A 17,565-nucleotide genomic window follows, 5' to 3' on the forward strand; every position below is an offset into this window, starting at 1 on the left:
ACCAGTCACAAACAAATGCTTCATAGGCAACGGCAAAGCGCAATAAAAAATGAATTAAAACTCAAAAAATAATAAAATGAAGAAGTCTCTTAAAGTGATCGGTTTAGTAGCAGCAATGATGTTTTCAGGGCAAATCTATGCTCAGAACCTTGATATTTATAAAAACATTGAGTTTAAAATGCCTCAGGTGGCAGAAACTTCATTTGCAGCCAATACCGTTTCTATCACCCAGTATGGCGGTATTGCAGGCGGAAATGTAAAAAATACAGAAGCTTTCAAAAAAGCGATTGAAGATTTAAGCAAAAAAGGAGGTGGAAAATTAGTCGTTCCTCGCGGAATGTGGTTAACAGGACCTATCGAATTAAAAAGCAATATCAATCTTCATGTAGAAGAAGGTGCTTTTATCATTTTCAGTAGAGATAAAGCAGATTATCCTTTGGTGGATGTGAGCTTTGAAGGATTAAATACCACTCGCTGCCAGTCTCCGATTTCTGCAAAAAATGCAACCAATATTGCCATCACAGGAAAAGGGGTCATCGACGGAAGCGGTGATGCATGGAGAGCGATCAAAAAAAGTAAAGTTTCGGAATCTGAATGGAAAAATATCGTAAAATCCGGCGGAATTTTATCTTCCGACGGTAAAAACTGGTATCCTTCAGAAAGCTATAAAAAAGGATTTGAAAGCAGCTCAAGCTTCAATGTTCCGGATAAAATTTCTAAAGATGAATTAAATACGGTTAAAGATTTCCTTCGTCCGGTTATGGTAAGTTTGGTGGGTTGCGACAAAGTTTTGTTAGACGGCCCAACTTTCCAGAATTCTCCGGCTTGGAATCTTCACCCTTTAATGTGTTCAAACGTGATTTTAAGAAATCTTACCGTTAGAAACCCTTGGTTTTCTCAAAACGGTGATGGTGTAGATTTAGAATCTTGTAAAAATGTTTTGATCTACGATAATACGTTTGATGTTGGAGATGATGCCATTTGTATTAAATCAGGGAAAGATCAGGACGGAAGAAAAAGAGGAATGCCTACGGAAAATGTGATCATTAAAAACAATGTTGTATACCACGGTCACGGAGGTTTCGTGATCGGAAGTGAAATGTCAGGCGGCGCAAGAAATATCCACATTTCCGACTGTACTTTTATCGGAACCGATATCGGTCTTCGTTTCAAAACAACGCGTGGAAGAGGAGGAATTGTTGAAAATATTTACATCAAGAATATTGATATGATTAATATTCCTACACAGACGATTGGTTTCAATATGTTCTACGAGGGTGCTTCTCCGGTGTTGGAAGACGGACAGAAACAGGAAGGCAATAAAACACCTGAAAAGATTTATCCCGTAACGGAAGAAACTCCGATTTTCAGAAATATTTTCTTTAAAAACATCAATGCGGTGAATTCAGATGAAGCGATTACGTTGTTCGGTTTAGCAGAAATGAATCTTAAAAATATTGTCATTGAAGATTCTCAGTTTGATACAAGAAAAGCTTTAACAATCGTAGATGCAGACGGAATTCAATTGAAAAATGTAAAACTGAAATATTCTCAGGGAACGGGAGCAACAATTTATAACAGTAAAAACATCAACCTTTCCACAGTGAAATTTGAATCTGTCAATAAACCAGTTGTGAAGGTTTTAGGCAGCAAAACAGGAACCGTTTTGTTACCGAAAGAAGTAACGTCTGATAAAAATTTACTTTCTATTGGGACGGATGTAGCGAAAAATGCGGTTAAATAGTGTATCAATTATTTAAACCATTAAGATAAATTAAGTTGTTAAGAACAATTAAGTAATCCTACTTTAAGATAAAATCAGAATGATTTTCTTAGTAAAACTTAACTCCTTCAATATTCTTAATGGTTCAAAATTTAAAAATTTGACAACATGATTTTTAACAGAAAACATACTTATATTTCTATTTTTTTTGTGGGGACAATGGCATTCGGACAGGTAAATCGACCGAATGCTACTCCTTACACCACCGAAGGTACGTTTGAAAAATTCAAGAAAAAATATCCTTTTCTCACTTCTATTGAAAGACCTGTTCCACAAAATATCAAAATCGATCAAGATGTGGAATATAAAAATGTCAACGGACTTTCTTTAAAAGCTGATATTTATTATCCTTCAGACCAATCCAAAAAATATCCGGGAATTGCGATGGTTCACGGTGGTGGATGGATTTCCGGAAGCAAAGAAAATGAAAAATTCATGGCGATGGAATTGGCTTCAAGAGGTTATGTGGTGATTGCAATTGGTTATCGATTGGCTGATGTAGCTAAATATCCTGCCGGCGTTGAAGATATTGAAACCGGAATTGATTGGTTAAAGAAAAACTACGGAAAATATTCTTTAAATAAAAAGAAAATGGTGGTTTTGGGCGAGTCTGCGGGAGCGCAAATGGCAACTTTAGTAGGCGTGAAGAAAAAGAATAAAATTCAGGCCATTGTAAATGTAGACGGAATCGTTTCATTTATTCATCCTGAAGCCGAGGAAAGCACCTACGCTGCGTATTGGCTTGGAGGCGATAGAGAGAATAATCTAAAAAACTGGAAAGAAGCTTCACCGCTGGAATATGTGGATAAAAATACGCCTCCTACCCTTTTCATCAACAGTTCACAGCCTCGCTTTCATGCAGGAAGAGACGATATGATGAAAAAATTAAAGAGTTATAATATTCCGACTGAGTTTCATGAAATCAAAGATTCCCCGCATTCATTCTGGTCAGCAGAACCCTGGTTTACAGAAACATTGAATTTAACTGTTGATTTTTTAAATAAAGTTTTGAAATAATAATTTTAAACGCAAAGTTTATTAGTAAATATGTTAAACTTAAAGGAGCAAAGATGAATCAACAAGTTGATTTGATGAAGTTATCGTCATAGCTTCGCGAAGCAAATTTTATTTGCCTTTGCTCCCTAAAAATCATGAGGCTTTATAAAAATCTTTGCGTCAAAAAAAATAATTCAACCTATGAAAAAATTATTTTTAATTCTTCTCATTTCGATGGCTCAATTTCTCTTTGCCGGAAATGATCCTTATATTAAAATTACTGTAGCCAAAGACGGTAGCGGAGATTTTACATCGATTCAGAAGGCGATTAATTCAATCAGAGATTTAGGTCCAGCGGAAGCGTTGGTTTTCATTAAATCCGGAACGTATAATGAAAAAGTTGTCATCGGTTCTTCAAAACATAAAATCACTTTAGAAGGCGAAAATAAAGACAATACGATCATTACCAACAATGATTTTTCGGGGAAATTGGATTCGTTTAATGAAAAGATGACGACGTTTAATTCCTACACTTTATTGGTGATGGGCGATGATATTAAAATCAGTAATCTGACCATTAAAAATTCTTCGTGCAATGAAGGACAGGCGGTTTCTCTCCATGTGGAAGGTGACCGTTTTGTGATTAAAAACTCGAATATTTTAGGTTGTCAAGACACGATTTATTCTGCAACCAACCACAGCAGACAATATTTTGAAAACTGTTATATCGAAGGAACGACAGATTTCATTTTCGGACAGGCAAAAGTAGTTTTTAAAAATTGTATCATTAAAAGTTTAGCCGATTCTTACATCACCGCAGCGGCAACAGAAGCAGATAAACCATACGGTTTTGTCTTTTTCGACTGTAAATTAATTGCCAAAGAAGGCATTACCAAAGTCTATTTAGGAAGACCGTGGCGACCGTATGCTAAGACAGTTTTCATCAACACCGAAATGGGAAAACATATTCTTCCCGAAGGCTGGAATCCGTGGAAAGGCGACAAAATGTTCCCCGATAAAGAAAAAACTGCTTATTACGCAGAATTCGGAAGCAAAGGCGATGGCGGAAATGTTTCAAAACGAATCAATTGGTCTCATCAACTGACGAAAAAAGATTTAAAAAATTACACATTAGAGAAGATTTTTAATGATTGGAACCCTCAACATGAGTAATAAGTAATCAATAATGAGTAATTATAACTAAATCGACATAGGAAAATGAAGCGTCAAGAAAATTAGTTCCGTGAACGTTAAGAAAATTCTACTGTTTGAGCGTGACACAAATGTTAAATCAAAGGACAAATCCTGAATTCGCGCGAGTTTTAGAATTTTTAGAGAACAGAAATAATTTTTAGCGGAAATTTCCAAGTCTTCAACTTTTGATTCTTTTGTTTTAAGACAAAAGAATATTAATTAAAAATTTATTTAAAATGAAAAAAATACTTTTAGCATTATACATTTGTCTAGCAACATTCTTATTTGCTCAACAGAAACCAACTTTATTTTTAATCGGTGATTCCACGATGGCGAATAAGGAAAATCCGGATAAAAACCCGGAACACGGTTGGGGACAGGTTTTAGGACAATACATGACCAACGGAATTGAAATTCAGAATCATGCGATGAATGGAAGAAGCTCAAAAAGTTTCAGAACAGAAGGAAGATGGGATAAAGTGGAAAAACAACTGAAAAAAGGAGATTTTGTTATTATCCAGTTTGGACATAACGATCAGAAATTGAAAGATTCTACAAAATTTACCAATCCTTACACTCAATACAGAGCGAATCTGGAAAGATATGTAAATGAAGCGAGAGCTAAAGGAGCAACACCTATTCTGATGACCTCTATTACGAGACGAAATTTCAATGAAAACGGTGTTTTAATCGATACTCACAAAGAATATCCTTTGGTGGTAAGAATGGTTGCAAACGATATGAAAGTTCCTTTTGTTGATATGCAATTATTAACCGAGCAACTGGAAATTGCTGCAGGTCCTGAAAAATCGAAGCTGTTACATCTTCACTTTAAGGCAGGAGAAAATCCTTATTATACGAAAGATAAATCAGACGACACGCATCTATCGAGATTAGGCGCTGAATCTGTTGCAAAATTGGCTGTTAAAGATTTGAAAAGCCTGAAAACTGGTTTGGAGAAATATATTAAATAACCTTCCACGGATTACGCAGATTTTCTCAGGTGAACACTAAAAAAATCTGCGTAATCTGCAAAATTTGCGAGAAATAATTAACAGTTTTTTGTCATCCTGAAAGGATCTATACTTACTTTTTAGCGTTTAGATGCTTTCAGCATGACAAAGTGAAATTGATAAAGTTTAAAATTCAAAAACATAAAAAATGAATTTCAAAAAAGAACCCTTTTTCGATGGCAATTCTGAATGGGAAGATTTAGGCGACGGTGTTTCGAGACAGTTTGTGGGCTACAATTCTCAGGTAATGATGGTCATTGTAAAATTTGAAAAAGATGCGATCGGAGTTTTGCATCAGCATTTTCATTCACAAATTACTTATGTTGCAGAAGGAAAATTTGAAGTAACTGTTGATGGCGAAACCCAAATATTACAAAAAGGTGACGGCTTCTTCGCCCAGCCAAATATTTTTCACGGAGTAAAATGTCTGGAAGCAGGACAATTGATTGATGCTTTCACTCCTTTCCGAGAAGATTTTTTAAAAGATTAATTTATAAAAAATCAAACCTCATAGGTTTTTGAAACCTGTGAGGTTTATAATTTCAGCACCAATGAAAAAAATAATTTTTCTTTTCATCATTCTGTTTTTGACTCAGTTTTCTGCACAGGAAAAGATGTTTTTCTGGCCAAAAGGTGAGATGCCAAATTCTAAAATTTTAGCCTTAAAAACTAAAAAGAAAAAAGAACTTGAAGTATTAAAAGAACCCGAACTTTTTGCGTTTCTTCCACCTGTAAAAGAAAGAAAGCAAATGTCGGTGATTATTATTCCTGGTGGTGGTTATTCAAAATTAACCTACGATGAAGGCGCTTTTCAGATTGCAAAATGGATGAATACACTGGGAATTTCCGCTTTTGTTTTAAATTACAGATTACCGACATCAGCCGATTTAATTCAAAGAGAGATCGCGCCGTTGCAGGATATTCAGGCTTCGATAAAATACATCAGAAAAAATGCTGCTCAATGGAACATTTCACCAGATTTGGTAGGCGTTGTTGGAACTTCAGCAGGCGGACATTTAGCGACAAGCGTAAGCAATATTACGACTGATTATACTCAGTTAAAAGGTGATTGGGAAAGTATCTCCACGATTCCGAATTTTGCCGTTTTGTTTTGTCCGGTTATCGATTTTGGTGAATATGCTCATAAAGGAAGCCGCGAAAGTTTACTTGGAGAAAACGCTTCAGCAGAAAAAATCAAGGAATATTCGATGCAGAATCGGGTGAGAGAAAAAACGCCGCCCACCATTTTATTTCATAATCAGGATGATACGGCAGTTCCTCCGATGAACAGTATTTTGTATTTCAAAGCAATGACTCAGCATAAGGTAAAAGGATCTCTATTTATTTTTCCGAAAGGAGGTCATCGCTTTTTTGTAACTGATAAAGATGCATTGAGCGAAAACTGGAAAAAACTGTGTGCCAACTGGCTTGAAACAATAAGTAATAAGTAATTCACAAATTATGTTGGTTTATAAAAAGACGCAAAGATTTTTTGAATTCTTAAATATTCTTCAAGGCACAAGGATTTTATCTTCGATAAAATTTATTACACAACACTTTGCTGAAAATTTTTGATTTTCTTGCGCCTTAAAAACAATATAAAATTAAAAACTTTGTGTCTTTGCGATTTTCCAACAAATCATAAAATAACAGTAATGAAAAGTATTTTTTTAGTTTTCATCATTTTTTTTGGCGCACAATTATCCGCGCAACAAAAAATTATCGTTTGGCCAAAAGGCGAAATGCCCAATTCCAAAGGTTTAAAATTAAATATTAATGAAGAAAAGGAAGGCAGAATCACTCAGATTCAGGAAGCTGAACTGTTTGTGTTTTTACCGGCAAAAGAAGAGAGAAAATCGATGGCGATTATCATTATTCCCGGCGGCGGTTATCATCATTTAACTTATGATTTAGGCGGTTATTCCTATGCAAAATGGCTGAACACATTAGGAATTTCCGCGTTCGTTTTAAATTACAGACTACCAACTTCTCCAGATCTGAAACAAAGAGAGATCGCACCTTTGCAAGATATTCAGGCAGCTATTAAATTAATCAGAAAAAATGCAGCTCAATACGGTATCTCACCTGAGCAGATAGGCGTTTTAGGAACTTCCGCGGGCGGACATTTAGCTGCAATGGCAAGCAATATTTCTACAGATTATACAGAATTGAAAGGCGATTTGTCTACCATCTCAACAATTCCTAATTTTGCAGTTCTTGTTTCCCCGGTGATCGACCTTGGTGAATTTGCGCATAAAGGGAGCCGCGTGAATTTATTGGGCGAAGATGCTTCTCCGGAAAAAATAAAAGAATATTCTATGCAGAATAAGGTGAATGAAAAAACACCGCCAACCATTTTATTTCATGCTCAGAATGACCCTGCTGTTCCCGTTATCAACAGTATTCTGTATTACGAAGCCATGATAAAACATAAAGTAAAAGGCGCATTATTTATTTTTCCTGAAGGCGAACACAACATCGGAATTTCTAATAAATCTGAATTAACAGACAATTGGAAAGAAATTTGCACAGATTGGTTGAAAACGATTATTAATAAATAATTTTTTAAGACTTTATAAATTTAATTTGATCATGTTTAAAAGCATTCTTCAACATAAAATTTTATTAATCGCCTGCGGAACCATGATTTCCGTTACCGTTCAGGCTCAGAAAAATTTAAAACTTACTTACGACAAACCGGCACAAAACTGGAATGAAGCCTTACCCATCGGAAACGGTCGTTTAGGCGCCATGGTTTTTGGTGGTGCTGCTCAGGAACATCTTCAGCTGAATGAAGAAACGATATGGGCGGGTGAACCAGGAAATAACGTTCCGAAAAATACCTTTGACAGTATTCAGAAAATCAGAAAATTATTAAATGACGGTCAGTTTCAGGAAGCACAAAATGTTTCCAACAGAACGTACCCAAGAAAAGCAACCAAAGATCTGAATTACGGGATGCCATATCAGACGATGGGCGATCTGTTTATTGATTTTAAAGGTCATGAAAATTTCAGTCATTATCAGAGAACTTTAGATATTGAAAATGCGGTAAGCACCGTTTCCTACAAAGTAAAAGGGGCGACTTACAAACGCGAGATCTTTACATCTTTTGCCGATAATGTAGTGGTGATCAGGCTAACTTCCAGCAAGAGAGGAAATCTAAATTTTTCGATCAGTGCCACGACTCCACACAAAGTACAATCGGTTTTCACACAAAGTAATCAGCTGATTATTAACGGAACTAGTGGTTCTGTGGATAATAAAATTGGCAGGGTTAAATTTAAAACCGTAGCAGTTCCTGTTTTGAAAGGCGGAAAAGTAACCTCATCAAAAGGTAAAATCACGATTTCCGGAGCCAATGAAGTTATTTTGTATGTTTCTACCGCGACAAATTTCAAAAAATATGATGATCTTTCGGGAAATCCTCATACGAGAGTTACGGAATATTTAAACAGTGCGTTGAAGAAAAGTTTTAATGAAGAATTAAAAGCGCATGTTGAAAAATATCAACAATATTTCAAGCGTGTGAATCTGGATTTAGGGACAACGGATCAGACGAAGAAAACAACAGATGTCAGAATTCAGGAGTTTGCAACTGCAAGCGATCCGGATTTGGTGGCTTTATATTTTCAGTTTGGACGTTATTTGTTGATTTCGTCTTCACAGCAAGGAACACAGCCTGCAAATTTACAAGGAATCTGGAATTATCAACTGGATCCTGCTTGGGATAGTAAATACACGGTGAATATCAACACTGAAATGAATTACTGGCCTGCGGAAAATACCAATCTCAGCGAAATGCATGAGCCTTTGTTTGATATGATTCAGGATCTATCGGTAACCGGGCAGGAATCTGCCAAAGAAATGTACCACGCACGAGGCTGGAATATGCACCACAATACTGATTTGTGGAGAATTACAGGAATTGTAGACGGCGGTTTCTACGGAATGTGGCCTATGGGCGGCGCATGGCTGACTCAGCATATCTGGAATCACTATTTATACACCGGAGATTTAGAATTTTTAAAGAAAAACTACGAAGCCTTAAAAGGTTGCGCCTTATTTTATTTAGACACGCTTCAACCTGATCCTTCGGGAAAATATCTCGTAGTTTCTCCTTCTATGTCGCCGGAAAACACCTATATGAAAGGGGTTGGAATTACTGCAGGAACCACAATGGATAATCAGCTGGTTTTTGATGTTTTCAACAATTTCATTCATGCTTCAAGGCTAATTAATGAAGATCAGGATCTTTCAGATGAAGTGAAAATAGCTTTGGATAAACTTCCGCCAATGCAAATCGGGCAACATGCCCAGCTGCAGGAATGGCTGACTGATATGGACAGAACGGATGACAAACACAGACATATCTCACATTTATACGGTTTGTTTCCTTCAGGACAAATTTCACCGTTCAGAAACCCTGATTTAGCGGAAGCTGCAAAAAACTCCATGATTTACAGAGGTGACAAATCTACAGGTTGGTCGATGGGTTGGAAAGTGAACTGGTGGGCAAGACTGCTTGATGGAAACCGTGCTTATAAATTAATTTCAGATCAACTAACTCCAGCTCCAATGGAAACAAAAGGGCAATCGGGAGGAACCTATCCTAATTTGTTAGACGCGCATCCGCCATTCCAGATCGATGGAAATTTTGGCTGCACTTCGGGAATTGCAGAAATGCTGCTTCAGAGTTATGACGGCGATCTTTATATTTTACCGGCACTTCCGGATGCTTTACCTAACGGTTCTGTTAAAGGATTAAAAGCGAGAGGCGGTTTTGAAATTGATATCGACTGGAAAGATTCTAAACTCAAGAGATTAACCATAAAATCGGCATTGGGCGGCAATGCGAGAATACGTGTGGCAAAGGATCTTCAATTCAGATCTAAACTTACGGAAGCGAGTGGTGAAAACCCGAACGAATATTATCAGGTCAATGCAATTAAGACACCTTTAATTTCAGAAAAGGCGGAATTGAAAGGATATGCTGTTCCTGAAACTCAGCTTTTTGATATCGATACAAAAGCAGGTAAAACATATACTTTTGATGTAAAATAAATTGAATTAAATATTCAAAAAATCTGTTTCCCGCAGATTTCATATTTCATCAGATTTTTTCTGTGAATTTTTGAAATCTGTGGGATTTTTATTGGTTAAAATTCTCAATTAATAAATTGATTCAAATTTCATTAAAATATAAAAGAAATATTATTTTACACATAATATAATATGTAACCGATTGAATAAATAAAATATTTAACATTAAAATTATATAAATATTAATATATTAAAATATAAATTAATTTAATATTAACTTTATAATTTTACACCCGAACAAATCACAAAATATAAACTATGAAGACAACATTTAAAGCTGCCTTTCTTACGGTAGCTCTAAGTTCTACTTTTGCTTTGATCGGGTGCGGTCAGGAAGAAATCAACACAGATAAAACCGCTTCTGAACCGGGATCAAAAACTTCTATTGCAGGTAAAATTATTCCATTGGCAGATTGTGTGGCTCCGGGATGGGCTTCTCAAAATGGAGGTACAACCGGTGGCGGAACTGCAGCAGAAACTACGGTTTCCACCTATGCTCAGCTAAAAGCGGCGATTGAAAATACAGCCGTGAAAGTGATAAAAGTTACCGGAACCATTACCATAACAACACGTTTATCATTTCAGGATCAAACCGGAAAAACGATTTATGGAGCAAGCGGTGCTAAATTGGTTTCAACAGACCAGACAAAAGACGGTTCAGGAATTATCAACATTAAAAGATGTAACAATATCATCATCAGAAACCTGATCTTTGAAGGCCCGGGAGCGTATGATACCGATGGTTGGGACAATGCTATTTTGGATGATTGTAGAAATGTTTGGATCGATCACTGTGAATTCAGAGATGGCGTAGACGGAAATTTTGATATTAAAAATAAATCTGATTTTATTACAGTTTCTTACACGAAATTCCATTACCTAAAAGCTCCAAAAGCAGGGGGTTCAGGAGGAACGGACGATCACAGATTCTCAAATCTAATCGGTTCGAGTGATGGTGCAACAGCCGATGCAGGAAAACTTAACGTCACTTTTGTTCGTTGCTGGTGGGCTCCGGGATGTAGAGAACGTATGCCGAGAGTGAGATTTGGAAAAATTCATATTCTGAACAGTTATTTCAACAGTACTGTAAGCAACAAATGTATTGCAGCAGGCGTTCAAGCGAACATTCTTGTTGATGGAAACGTCTTTGAAAACGTGAAAGAACCGATCAATTTAATGAGCGGTTACACCGCAGTAACGGTAACTTCTAACAATACATTTACCAACACTACCGGAAATAAAGTGGGAAGCGGAACGGCATTTACGCCGCCTTATTCTATCGGAACCCTTTCTTTATCTTCTGTAAAATCTGATGTTACAGCCAATGCTGGAGCTACATTAACAGGCAATGTGTGTGATTCTTTCTAAAGAATTTAAATACTATTTATTGATCAAAAAAACGACTGAGGAAATCTCAGTCGTTTTTTTATGCTTTTGAAAAGGTCTTTTAATTTAGTTTAGATTTTTTAGGGTCAAGTACAGGAGTTAGAAACCATTAAGTTTATATCCATACAATTTGTCATCCCCGTAGAGATCTAAGCATAGTATTACAAATCTTAAATTTTGAACACCAAGTCCCCTAAGTTTTTATTGAAAATTAATTCTGTAAGTTTCACAAAGCCGTTTCACTTATAAAAGACTATATAGACTGTATTATTTTTTTCAAAACTCTATTACTCTATTACTCTATTACTCTATTACTCTACAGCTCTCCAACTCTAGAACCTCAAACACTATTTACCAATCTTATTCTTCTCCTGCCATTTCGGATATTCTTTGGCAATCAGTTTTTCAGCGAAATCACCGTACCAGCTGTAGCCGTTTCGTCTTTCTTCAGAAACATCGTAATAATTGTATTTCACGCTTCCATCGCGATCTCCGAAAAGAGGTTTATTGGTATTTATGTCATAAAATCTTGCCCAAATAACCGAGTTTTTATCTTCCGCTAATGTTCTTACCGCTTTTCCATCTACTTTTGAAACGTTGTAACTATAACCTTCAATTTTATTTTGTTTAAACCATTCTAATGCCGCGTTAATCGACTTTTCGATTGTTGGATTCAAAGGCTGTAACATTAAAAATCTTACAATTCCTACAGATTCTCCGGTGGCTAAAGAAATCGGTTCAAAAGCTCTTGCTTTGTCAGGTTGAAGGGTAATTTCGTTATACTGATCTGCCCAAATTGTAGGATTTCCTTTTTGTAAAACCTGAGTTTTCAAAATACATTCAATACCTTTCTGTACGGCAACTTTTGATTTTTCTTTTAGTTTTAGATCAATAACATCAAAATCATTTTTCCCTTCAGCAGCGTTGTATAAAACCGTTAAAGCATTAATCATCGCATTGTCGTTATAAGTCACCTGCTTTCTGTACAATCCCGTATTCGGATAATATTGCGGAAAACCACCGTTTTTATATTGCATCAACAAAAGATAAGCGATTCCTTTTTCCGCAGATTTCAGATATTCAGGATTTTTTGTGGTGGAATATGCTTTAATTAAAGCATTAATTTCTCTTGAAGTGGCATTATTATCAATTGTAGCGTGATCGTTTCCTGTTGATTTTATCTTTTTTAAAAGCGTTTTATCAATCGGCAAATTATAATTTACCACAGATTTATCTTCCAATTGTTTTCCCCAACCACCAATGGGAAGCTGATACAACAAGATTTTTTCCGCCAAAGTATCTTTTACCTGAGCCGAAAAACTCGAAGTCATTAAGCTTAAAGCTAATATGCAGATTTTTAAATTCATTCTTAGTTTTAAATTATTTAAGTTCAATCACCAAAGGATTGGCAACAATTTTAGCCTGTTTCTGCAGCATATTTTCCCAATCGTCTTTCGTTTTTATCTGTCCGCTTTTTTCCCAGGCAAATCCCGCATAATACGTTAACTTAGGTTGAGGTGTCGTAACCACCAACAAATTGCTTTGATCGGGAACTTCCGTTCTGTTCGCAAACGATTTTTGAACAATATTCGGGTTTACCACAATACCTTCGCCTACATACGCATCATCAATTTTTTCCCAATGAAGATAATATCCAGCTCTGTCATTCAGTTTTGTTTCACCTTCATTTTTATGTAATGAAATTCCGATGGTATAATTCGGAGCGCCTAATTCACTTTTAAAATTAGATTCAAATTTAGAAAAATTAGATCCTAAATCCAGAGAAATTCTTTTTGTTTCCTTTACATCAAAAGTACTGAAACCTTTATATGTCAATTCGAAAACAGTTCTTAAAGGCCCTTCAGCAATCGTTTTAGAAGAAATAAAGTTTCTGGAAACCTCTAGTTTATCTTGATACCAAATTCCTATTTCTCCCGTTCCACGGCTGTCTCCCACCGGATAAGGATCGTAACCTTCACCGCGTGTATCTTTGTGATAATACATAGGGTCTGTAAGATATCCTTTGTACCATTTATTAATTACGGGCTGATCTGTTCTTTTAAACCAAATATCAACACCGCTCGAAAGTGTACTTCCTTTCACACCCGCCAGCGCCTCTTCCTGCCCCTTTGGGCCATATACTCTAAAAGCTACTTTATCATTTTCCCAAGCATAATCGTCTACTCTTTCAGGAACTAATCGGGAATACGTGGTGATTTTACTTTCCGGAACCGGAGTCTTAGGATCTGAAACCAAAGTGTACGTATTGGTCGCTTTTGCTTCTATATTGACTTGAAAAAGCAATTCATCATTTTTCTTATCTCCATTATAATCAATCCATTGAATGGTGATGAATTTATTATTTCCATCTTTTATTCTAAGGTCTGTTTCTTTCGTTTTCTTTAAAAAAGCTCTCAAATCCGAAAGGGGAATTGAAACCACTTCATTTCTAGGAAAATCAGACGGGTTGGTAACCTGAATTGTTTTTTGAGCGTACAAAGAAGCGGAAGCAATGCAACCGATTGCACACATCAACCCAGTTATCCTATTTTTAACTATAAACATAATTTAATTCAGTTGAGTTAATATTCCAAAAATAAACATAAATTTTATTTAAATGTAAAAAATAAGCTTGCCGCCTAAGGATTTAACAATATTTTAAGGAAATTGGAAATGAGAGAAAGAATAAAGCCTGCTCGATGAACAGACTTGAAACCTAACTTAAAAAATTAAGGATTATAAAAAGTACGACAATCGAACTCTAATAATCTCATGTATTGTCTCGGAATGACACCCAACAATATTTGTGTTGTAAAAATACCCTTCTGCAGGCACTTCACGAAAAATTATAGGTAGAAAGAAATCGAAGCTGTATAGAAATAATTCTAATTTTATATCAATTCATAAAAAATAAGGGCAGAAATTTCTGCCCTTACTTTCACTAACTTAAAATTCAAATTCGCCCACGAGCACACCATCTCTATTTCGGGTGTCTGATTCACTTTTATTCTGAAAAACAACTACTTTTCTTTCCTGTTTTCCGCTAGCATAATTGATATAAATCTCAGCCATAATCGCCGTTGGCCCTGCAATGCTTACTTGGTTTTCATTATAAAAATTGGTTTCAATTTTATACTTTCCTTTGATTTCTTTTTTCAGTAAAAACTGTTCAGGACCAAAACCTCCCGTAAAATCATTACTCAACCTACCGCCAATCGCCGTTTCTTTGTGAGAATACATGCAACGTTCGTTATTCGGGTCGGTTACCCAAAGATCAATATCGGTATTATCTTTATTCCAGTTGATGACCACGCGAATGTTTACCGGAAGATCTGCCATAATTTTAGGATTGATTTTCTTCAGATTCAAATCTTTTCTATGACGGCTGATCAATTCGTTGATTTCCATGATAATCGTTTCTTCAATTCCGTAATCACGAGCCGCCAATTCTCTTGTATAGGATTGATTTAAAATTTTATACAAATTCTCCAAAGCCGCCTGATATTGCCCGTTATCTTCCAAAGCCAAAGCATAATCTCTGTAGCTTTGAGGATCGAAAGGTCGCCATTCCAATACTTTTTGACTGATCCAAAGCTCTTTGTCAAACACCTCAGCCTGCTTCAATTTATAAGCCAATAATTTATATAATTCTTCATTTTCAAGGTCAAGATCTGCGATTGAACTCAAAACTTTTAAGCCTAAAATTTTATCATTTTGTTTGAAAAGCAATTGAGAAATATCAAAATAATAACGCGGTAAATCTTTGTAATCTTTTCTATAATTAAGATATAACTGATAAATTTCTTCAGAAGATTTAGCATTATCAAAAAATTTCATGTATTCTGCATCAGACTTAATATCAGCCAGGATAATTCTTCCGCTGTTGATGATATCACTTTCTACTAAAACCTCATCTACTTTCTTGTCTTTGTTTCTGATATTCAATCCTGCCACGCTGCCTTGTAGCACCTGCTCTGCCTGTACAGAATTTGAAGCCAAAGCCTGAGGAGCAACTCTCTTTTCCTGCCCATAACCTACCATCACCACTTCTTCAATCTGTAGTTCTCGATTCATGGTATCGTTTTGGGAACGTCTCGTTCTTGGATAAGATTTTGGTTTGTTTTCAAAATCTGTTTCCCACCATTTTTTAAGATTAGCCGTTATATTTACGGCTCTCTGCATCAAATCATTTACTCTCTGATCTTTCTGAACCCGATTATTTTTAACCAATCGGTCGTATTCTGCGCGTAATTCTGAAGGCGGTGTAATTTCATAGCGCACATAATCTGCGATATCTTCCAACACCATCAAACTTGTATTATTGCTCACCACACCGAATTGTCGGCTGAGATCTTTAATCTCATTTTTATTTTCTTTTTCAAAAATTTCCAGCTCGTTCAGCTTTTTCTGAGCCCAAAATTGTGAGATTTCCCAATCTTTTACCGTTTGCTCATTTGTATTTAAATCGATTGTTTTTGTTTCTGAAACATCATTTCCATACCCGAATTTTAAATGTATCGTCGTTTTTTGACCTTTCAAAATTCCTGTTAAAACAAAATCCTGCGAAACGGCTTGCGGCAAAGAAGGATATACCTCTGTAACTTCCGTATTATCTTCAATTCCTAAAAATCGTAAAGGCTGAAACAATAGTTTTCTCACTTCTTTTTTCGGCTCGTTTTCGTTGATATTTAAAAATTCGCCGCCCGTTTTATTGCTGATAAATTTCAATTGACTAAAATTGGAATTATTGGAAGCCGAAATAGTATAAACAGGCTGTTTCCAGTTTAATTTTAAATCTCCAAAAGAAGAAAGTCCGTCCGTAAAAAATAAAATCTCACGTTCTTTCACGGATTTCAGTTGCCCGAAATCTGTACCACCATCGTAAACAACCTGAGACAAATACGCTTTTAATTCCGACCAGTTTCCATCATTGATTATAAAGTTTTTACCTTCTTCAAAAGCGTTGTTAATAAAGTAAACTTTTACGGACAGATCTTTATTTGATTTAAAATATTCGTTTAATAATTCGAACTCTTTACTATGATTTCTTTTAGAACCGCTCAAAGAATTATCCCAAACAATAGCTAATTTGTTGGTCAGTTTTTTCGGTTTTTCCTGAGCATTTAAGCCGATACTAGCTAAAAAATAAGATGAACCGTTTGAAGCTTTCTGCAATAAAATATTTTGGCTTTCCTCGTCCTGAGGAAAATTAATTCTTAAATTTTCAGAAGGTTTATAATTCACCTTATGAGTTTCTGCCATCCAGACATTTCCTTTTTTAATAAAATCAAAACTACCGTCGGGTTTTTCAATTAACTCAGGAGCATTGGCACTTTGGTAAACCGTTGTTTTAACATTGAATTGAGGAATTTCAGTCGAATAATTTAACGGTAAAAAATATTGATAATTTTTTCCTGACTTTTTCAATTCGTAATTATACGTTACCTGAATAGTTCTCTCGCCGCCATTGGGATTAATAGGGTAAATTCGGGTTCTAAAATTATTTCCTTCCACTTTTTCCAGAATTCCCGGATCTACTCTGCGTTTTTCAATGGTTTCAAAAACTTCTTTTGCTTTCGTTTTTTCTACAGGAACGGCATTTCGCAGTTTACCATTAATATCCAATGCATAACCGCTTGCATTTACCCCTTCCGGAAGCGGAAACGTCACGCGACCTTCCATTATTCTTTTAGAATTATTTTTAAAGACCATCGTTACGACATTGGTGGAAATTCCGCCTGTGATTTTGGTTTCGATATTTAATCTTTGAAGAATAACGTTTTTATCTTTTTCAAAACCACCTTTTTTATCAGGAGTTTCGATCACCGGAATTTGTGCCAAACACAAAACAGGGAAAAACAACAATAGTTTTATATAAACACTTCTCATATCCTTATGTTTTTAGTTGAACAATGTTTGTATTGATAAAGATGTGAGAAAGTGAAAAAAGGTTGGAAATGATTATAAAAAATTTCTTTTTATTAACATTTCTACATCAGGAAAATTTTTGAATACTTCAAGTATTATTCCATTTAAACTATAATCATAATTGATAGTATCAATAATGGTAATTTCTGTTAAGCTATGTTA

The 17,565-nt window shown here is 35.6% G+C and carries 12 protein-coding genes; 9 read left to right on the plus strand and 3 right to left on the minus strand.

Features of this window, described 5'->3' with window-relative positions; genetic code table 11:
• Positions 1-76: 76 nt before the first annotated feature.
• The 9 genes from OXQ85_RS10200 to OXQ85_RS10240 all read left to right on the plus strand — a co-directional run bounded on the left by OXQ85_RS10200 (position 77) and on the right by OXQ85_RS10240 (position 11,457).
• Complete coding sequence (locus tag OXQ85_RS10200) at positions 77-1,744, plus strand: glycoside hydrolase family 28 protein (RefSeq protein ID WP_267404159.1); 1,668 nt, start codon at positions 77-79, stop codon at positions 1,742-1,744.
• 147 nt (positions 1,745-1,891) lie between these two features.
• Positions 1,892-2,800, plus strand: coding sequence for an alpha/beta hydrolase fold domain-containing protein (locus OXQ85_RS10205; protein WP_267404161.1), 909 nt, complete (start codon positions 1,892-1,894; stop codon positions 2,798-2,800).
• Positions 2,801-2,980: 180 nt separating this feature from the next.
• Positions 2,981-3,952, plus strand: coding sequence for a pectinesterase family protein (locus OXQ85_RS10210; protein WP_267404163.1), 972 nt, complete (start codon positions 2,981-2,983; stop codon positions 3,950-3,952).
• Between the two features lie 257 nt (positions 3,953-4,209).
• A complete protein-coding gene (locus tag OXQ85_RS10215; RefSeq protein WP_267404165.1) occupies positions 4,210-4,947 on the plus strand; it encodes a rhamnogalacturonan acetylesterase in 738 nt (245 codons plus the stop codon).
• A 187-nt stretch (positions 4,948-5,134) separates the two neighbouring features.
• Complete coding sequence (locus OXQ85_RS10220; RefSeq protein WP_267404167.1) at positions 5,135-5,476, plus strand: cupin domain-containing protein; 342 nt, start codon at positions 5,135-5,137, stop codon at positions 5,474-5,476.
• Between the two features lie 61 nt (positions 5,477-5,537).
• On the plus strand, positions 5,538-6,437 hold the full coding sequence (locus tag OXQ85_RS10225; protein ID WP_267404169.1) for an alpha/beta hydrolase: 900 nt from the start codon (positions 5,538-5,540) through the stop codon (positions 6,435-6,437).
• 204 nt (positions 6,438-6,641) lie between these two features.
• Complete coding sequence (locus OXQ85_RS10230; protein WP_267404170.1) at positions 6,642-7,547, plus strand: alpha/beta hydrolase; 906 nt, start codon at positions 6,642-6,644, stop codon at positions 7,545-7,547.
• A gap of 31 nt (positions 7,548-7,578) precedes the next feature.
• Positions 7,579-10,050 carry a glycoside hydrolase family 95 protein gene (locus tag OXQ85_RS10235; RefSeq protein ID WP_267404171.1) on the plus strand — a complete coding sequence of 824 codons (2,472 nt, stop codon included), beginning with the start codon at positions 7,579-7,581 and terminating at the stop codon, positions 10,048-10,050.
• Positions 10,051-10,347: 297 nt separating this feature from the next.
• Positions 10,348-11,457, plus strand: a complete 1,110-nt coding sequence (locus OXQ85_RS10240; RefSeq protein ID WP_267404172.1) for a pectate lyase-like adhesive domain-containing protein — start codon at positions 10,348-10,350, stop codon at positions 11,455-11,457.
• 365 nt (positions 11,458-11,822) lie between these two features.
• On the opposite strand, the gene pelA is transcribed toward OXQ85_RS10240, so the two are convergent.
• The 3 genes from pelA to OXQ85_RS10255 form a co-directional block, all read right to left on the minus strand.
• Entirely contained in the window at positions 11,823-12,842 is a 1,020-nt protein-coding gene (pelA, locus tag OXQ85_RS10245; protein ID WP_267404173.1) for a pectate lyase, read from the minus strand.
• 13 nt (positions 12,843-12,855) lie between these two features.
• Complete coding sequence (locus OXQ85_RS10250; RefSeq protein WP_267404174.1) at positions 12,856-14,040, minus strand: DUF4861 family protein; 1,185 nt, start codon at positions 14,038-14,040, stop codon at positions 12,856-12,858.
• Positions 14,041-14,421: 381 nt separating this feature from the next.
• The gene (locus OXQ85_RS10255) at positions 14,422-17,364 is read right to left on the minus strand and encodes a VIT domain-containing protein (protein ID WP_267404175.1); all 2,943 of its coding nucleotides are present in this window, start codon (positions 17,362-17,364) and stop codon (positions 14,422-14,424) included.
• Between the last annotated feature and the right edge of the window lie 201 nt (positions 17,365-17,565).

Source organism: Chryseobacterium sp. GM_Chr_2, assembly GCF_026540445.1.
Classification (GTDB): domain Bacteria; phylum Bacteroidota; class Bacteroidia; order Flavobacteriales; family Weeksellaceae; genus Chryseobacterium.

What these genes read in the sequence shown, in the direction of transcription:
- OXQ85_RS10220 (WP_267404167.1), top strand. Translation starts at nt 5,135, where the DNA reads ATGAATTTCAAAAAAGAACCCTTTTTCGATGGCAATTCTGAATGGGAA.
- OXQ85_RS10205 (WP_267404161.1), top strand. Translation starts at nt 1,892, where the DNA reads ATGATTTTTAACAGAAAACATACTTATATTTCTATTTTTTTTGTGGGG.
- OXQ85_RS10235 (WP_267404171.1), top strand. Translation starts at nt 7,579, where the DNA reads ATGTTTAAAAGCATTCTTCAACATAAAATTTTATTAATCGCCTGCGGA.
- OXQ85_RS10200 (WP_267404159.1), top strand. Translation starts at nt 77, where the DNA reads ATGAAGAAGTCTCTTAAAGTGATCGGTTTAGTAGCAGCAATGATGTTT.
- OXQ85_RS10210 (WP_267404163.1), top strand. Translation starts at nt 2,981, where the DNA reads ATGAAAAAATTATTTTTAATTCTTCTCATTTCGATGGCTCAATTTCTC.
- OXQ85_RS10240 (WP_267404172.1), top strand. Translation starts at nt 10,348, where the DNA reads ATGAAGACAACATTTAAAGCTGCCTTTCTTACGGTAGCTCTAAGTTCT.
- pelA (WP_267404173.1), bottom strand. Translation starts at nt 12,842, where the DNA reads ATGAATTTAAAAATCTGCATATTAGCTTTAAGCTTAATGACTTCGAGT.
- OXQ85_RS10225 (WP_267404169.1), top strand. Translation starts at nt 5,538, where the DNA reads ATGAAAAAAATAATTTTTCTTTTCATCATTCTGTTTTTGACTCAGTTT.
- OXQ85_RS10255 (WP_267404175.1), bottom strand. Translation starts at nt 17,364, where the DNA reads ATGAGAAGTGTTTATATAAAACTATTGTTGTTTTTCCCTGTTTTGTGT.
- OXQ85_RS10250 (WP_267404174.1), bottom strand. Translation starts at nt 14,040, where the DNA reads ATGTTTATAGTTAAAAATAGGATAACTGGGTTGATGTGTGCAATCGGT.
- OXQ85_RS10230 (WP_267404170.1), top strand. Translation starts at nt 6,642, where the DNA reads ATGAAAAGTATTTTTTTAGTTTTCATCATTTTTTTTGGCGCACAATTA.
- OXQ85_RS10215 (WP_267404165.1), top strand. Translation starts at nt 4,210, where the DNA reads ATGAAAAAAATACTTTTAGCATTATACATTTGTCTAGCAACATTCTTA.